Here is a 4,928-nt window from a genome sequence, read left to right as displayed (position 1 = left end):
TGCGGGACGATGCCCATTCCTTTTTTTATCAGTTCGTTCGCCTTCTTCAGGATGTCGTGCTCGAGCTGCAGTTGCCGGACGTCGCGTCGAAGCGATTCGACCTGCTGTTCCAGTTTCGGACGCTCACTGTCCGGTGCTGGTTTCTTCTGGCGTTTCATGGATGCTGGGGCTTCACGACCGAGTAGCTGGTTCTTCCAATTGTAAAGCGTCGGCCTGCTCACGCCTGCTTTCTGGGCAAGCAGGCCGACGCTTTCCTTTCTGGTGCACAGTTCAATGACTGCAGCCTGCTTCACCGCTGGCGATTTCGGAATGCTGCCAGTTGCTCTGCCGACAAGGCGTTTTCCGATTTCAGGATGCAGCTCTTCGATCCAGGCGGCAAGGGTCCCCCGACTCGGATATCCCAACGCCCTCAAGGTCGCAGCAGCACAACGGCCATGGCCCAGATAATGATCGACGGCCGCCTTCTTCTGTCCTACCGAATATCTCGGCCTCGAACGAACATAGCCAGTCCGTAGATCACGGCACTCTCCGTATACGCGATGCCAGGTTTTAAGGGAATTCTTTGTTGGGTAGCCCAGTTGCCGGATGGTCGCTCTGATGCGCTTGCCCAACTTCAAGTAGAGCCGAACCGCTCGAATGCGGTCCTCGTACGAGTACTTGAACTACCCCCAGGCAGTCCAAGTTTTTGTCCGCACGTCCACAAAATGGTGCGGCGCCATGGAAATCTGTTGATGAAGTCGTTCACCCCGAAGCTGGAACGAACTCCAATAGAGTCTTCTTGCTTGTTCCCAGCTTTTCGCGACGATCGTTTCCCTCTCCGACGATCAAACTGGGGTGTCTCTTTGCCGGGAGCAGGCGCCTAAATGAATGGAGGTCAGGCTCACGGATCAGAACAAGCGCAGCGATAATGTGCATATTGTCAGGACATGGACGCTATCCTGAATACGCTCACCAGACTTTCGAGTTCCTGTGATTGGTGCCGCAGGCTTTCTGCTGCGGCGGCTGCCTCTTCAACGAGTGCTGCATTTTGCTGGGTGACCTGATCCATCTGCGCCACAGCCTGGTTGACCTGCTCGATCCCAGTTCCCTGTTCAAGACCTGCCGCGGCGATCTCGGCGATCATCCCCGCTACCTGCCTGACATTCGTGACGACTTCGCCAATCGTCGTCCCCGCGACCTCTACCTGCTGACCGCCCGACTCAACACGTGAAACCGAGTTCATGATGAGCACCTTGATATCTTTGGCGGCCGAAGCACTGCGCTGTGCAAGACTGCGCACCTCCGACGCGACGACGGCAAATCCGCGTCCCTGATCTCCCGCCCTCGCCGCTTCGACCGCCGCATTCAGTGCGAGAATATTCGTCTGGAACGCAATCCCCTCGATAACCCCGATAATTTCGACGACCTTGCTTGACGATGCACTGATCTCATGCATCGTGCCGATCACCTGCGACATGACATCGCCCCCTTTCGCTGCGACGTCAGAAGCCGATGAGGCCAGCCGGTTCGCATGCGCCGCGCTATCCGAGTTATTCCGCACGGTCGTGGTCAGTTCCTCCATTGATGCGGCCGTCTGCTGAAGCGAAGCGGCCTGCTCCTCGGTGCGCGCGGAGAGGTCAAGATTGCCTGCCGCGATCTGGCGCGATGCGCTGGCGATTGCCTGCGTGCCGGTGCGCACGCGCCCGACGATCTGTTCAAGGTTATCGCGCATGGCGCTGATGGCGGCAAGCAGGCTCGATTCGTCGCCAGCGCGGGTCTGCACGGCGGTGGCAAGATCACCTTCAGCGATCCGCTTCGCAACCGCGACCGCGTACGCTGGCTCTCCGCCGAGCTCACGAAGCAGATGACGCACAATCAGTGTGCCAAGAGCAGCCGCGATCGCGAGCGTCAATCCCGCGGCAACCAGAATTGCCACGAGGACATGATGAACGATTCGTGCCGCGGTGTCGCTGCCCTGCTGCCCAAGCTGAACGTTATAGGCACGGTGGGTGATGATCGCGGCATTGAGCTTTTCCGCAGTCGGAAAAAGCTGAGTCTGTGCCTGGCTGAATGCAGCGGACGTATTGGTTCGTGACAGGGCAAGCACGCTGTCACGCAGCGATTCGAAATTCGTTAGCCGTTCCTGATCTGCCGACAGCATCGACCGGTCCTTGTCGTCCGACGTTAAGGGTTCGTACCGTTTCAGCGCATCAATGATCCGCTCATGCTGTTCACCCATCTTTTGCTCGATCCGCTTTTTCTCAGCGTCGTCGGTGGTCAACAACTGCTGATAGACGAGTACTCTCATGGTGTCGAAGCTCGTTTGCGCTTCATCGAGAACAACCAGGCTGGGAACGGTATTCACGCTTGCATAGGTCGCCGCGTCGTAAACCTGTCTTATCTGGTAGAACGCCATCGCGGTCATAAACGCCAGACCTGACGCAGCGCTCAGAACGAGGATGGTGAGACGCTTCGCCACGGTAAGTCTATAAAACCAGTTCATGTCATACCTCATTCACGCTTCGTTGGTCTGCGATGTGTGTCACGCTGTCTGCAATGAGGCGTAACGCATATGGTTGCACCCGGCTATATCGGCAAACGGAGCTGGCGCTGAAGGTTGGGGTTAACACAGAGATCCTCCGTCAACGAAGTGATTCATCGAAGAACTTCAAGGCATGCTGAACGGTTCGTCGTTGAATCGTGTCTCGGTCAACGCCCGGGACATCGCTGCAGAGGGCGTTGAGTTGCTCGGCGACCTCCATCCAGATAAAAATGCTGCTAATTAAATCTATTTCGTATCGACTGCCGCTTTGTTGAGCGTCGTAGACAGGTGGCGACTCATTCCTGTAAATGGCTTGGCGTGCAACTGAATGACGATTTCTAAAGAGGGCTATATGGTCACTACGCGATGATGGCGAGCTCGTTTCTGACTGCGTAACGGATAAGCTCTACATTATTGGCGATGCCGAGTTTTTGCATCAGGCGCATCTTATGGGTGCTGATCGTCTTGGCACTTAGCATCAAATTGGCTGCGACCTCATTGATACTCTTGCCAGCGGCAAGCATCTGCAGCACCTGAAATTCGCGATTTGACAAGATTTCCTGCGCAGACGCATCACCCAATCGGGGCCCGAAAACCATCTTATCGACCAGCTTGGGATCGATGAACCTCCCTCCGCCGGCTAGCTTGCGGATGGCGGCCAGAAGAACTTCAGGTTCGCTGTCTTTCGTTACGTAACCAGTGGCACCAGCACGTAGCGCACGGTAGACAACATGAGCTTCGTTGTGGATCGTCAGCACCAGAACGGGTAACGTTGGTCGCTCGCCATGGACGCGTCTGATCAAGTCAATCCCAGCGATACCAGGCATTGACATGTCAAGTAGCAACAGGTCGACGGGTTCCTCACGCAGTCCGTCGAGCACTTCAAAACCTTGGGCCGCTTCGCATGCAACGACCATATCCGTCGTGGTCTCAACGATCTGTTTCAACCCCCGACGGATAATTGCGTGTTCGTCCGCAATCAGGATCCTGATCATCGACTACTCCCTTTAAAAAAGCGATCCAGAGCAACACTGGCCGCGGGTCATGACTGAAGTTCGTGGGACACGTTATGTACAGCATTCAGGTGTTCGGTATGCTCAAGGCCAGCGGCTGCAAAAAGACGGCGTGGTCTCGACGAAGAGATCTCCCTCGGTGGTGAATAAAATACATGTCGTTCGCCATGCCGTAGTCCGTCGGCGCTTCGTTACCGTCATGCCTGGCATCCAACAAGCGTTTGAATCTATTGCATTTTCATCCATTCACGAACGCAACGCCCCTCCCGTGTGGTGCGGGGAAAGGACCTGCAGTCGGTCAATTGCCAGCGGTGTCTCCTTGTCGAAGATGGGTGAGGTTATGACGGTCCGGAACATAAGCAAAGGACGCCCTTGATCGCCTCTGCGGCTCGTCGCGCATCAAAAAATGAACGAGACGTTCCGTTCTGAAGACCCTATTGCCGGTAAAGCGAATCGTGAATCTCAACGTCCGGGTTCACGGCAGGGCGGTCGGATCCGACGTCGAGTCGGACGAAGTGAAGACGTGTTCGAGTGCCGTGTACGTAAGCATGACCTACTTGACGACGCCCTCAGGCTGGTAAGGTCCTGCATTCAACGCGCAGTTCGCGGAGCCTGCCTGACCTTGATAGCCATCCGGTAGCGTGGCAGTCGCAGATGCGAACCACTTGAGATGCAAACGTAAATGTCTCTTCTCGAGATAGGTTTAGGGGCTGCTGTTGCTCGAAGGCGCGTGGATGCCCCATTTACTCAACTATAGCGACACCCTCTAGCCATATTCACAGGTCGGTCTTCAGCCCCCGCTTTGGCGTGATCTCGTAAGGCGGTTTCCTTTGCAAATGAACTGGATTGCCAACGACAATCTGGAGCGGTCGTGGCCCCGAGCCGAACAATGCAGATTAGAGCGCGACCTTCAGCAGACGCGCCATTTCCGACGGGTTCTTCGTGACCTTGATACCGCAGGCGTCCATGATTTCCAGCTTCGCGTCGGCCGTATCCGCACCACCCGAGATCAGCGCGCCGGCGTGGCCCATGCGCTTGCCCGGAGGCGCCGTGACGCCAGCGATGAAGCCAACCACCGGCTTCTTCATGTTGTCCTTGATCCAGTAAGCAGCGTTCGCTTCGTCCGGGCCACCGATTTCGCCGATCATGATCACGGCGTCCGTGTCGGGATCGTCGTTGAACATCTTCATCACGTCGATGTGCTTCAGACCGTTGATCGGGTCGCCGCCGATACCGACTGCCGACGACTGGCCGAGGCCGATCGCGGTCAGCTGGCCAACTGCTTCATACGTCAGCGTGCCCGAACGCGACACGACGCCGATGCGGCCCTTGCGGTGGATGTGACCCGGCATGATGCCGATCTTCAGTTCGTCCGGCGTGATCGTGCCCGGGCA

General features: G+C 56.7%; 3 protein-coding genes and 1 pseudogene. All 4 read right to left on the bottom strand.

The window, feature by feature from the left end:
• The coding region (locus tag BLT65_RS46175) for a transposase (RefSeq protein WP_143036737.1) at positions 1-638 on the bottom strand (638 nt) is incomplete at its 3' end.
• A gap of 281 nt (positions 639-919) precedes the next feature.
• Positions 920-2,482, bottom strand: a complete 1,563-nt coding sequence (locus BLT65_RS46170; RefSeq protein WP_167306675.1) for a methyl-accepting chemotaxis protein — start codon at positions 2,480-2,482, stop codon at positions 920-922.
• 398 nt (positions 2,483-2,880) lie between these two features.
• Complete coding sequence (locus BLT65_RS46165) at positions 2,881-3,516, bottom strand: response regulator (RefSeq protein ID WP_091790699.1); 636 nt, start codon at positions 3,514-3,516, stop codon at positions 2,881-2,883.
• 914 nt (positions 3,517-4,430) lie between these two features.
• A pseudogene (locus BLT65_RS46160) lies at positions 4,431-4,928 on the bottom strand (succinate--CoA ligase subunit alpha); the annotation flags it as partial.

This window comes from Paraburkholderia steynii (assembly GCF_900100565.1).
Lineage (GTDB): Bacteria > Pseudomonadota > Gammaproteobacteria > Burkholderiales > Burkholderiaceae > Paraburkholderia > Paraburkholderia terrae.
This window is presented reverse-complemented; position numbering and strand designations above follow the sequence as displayed.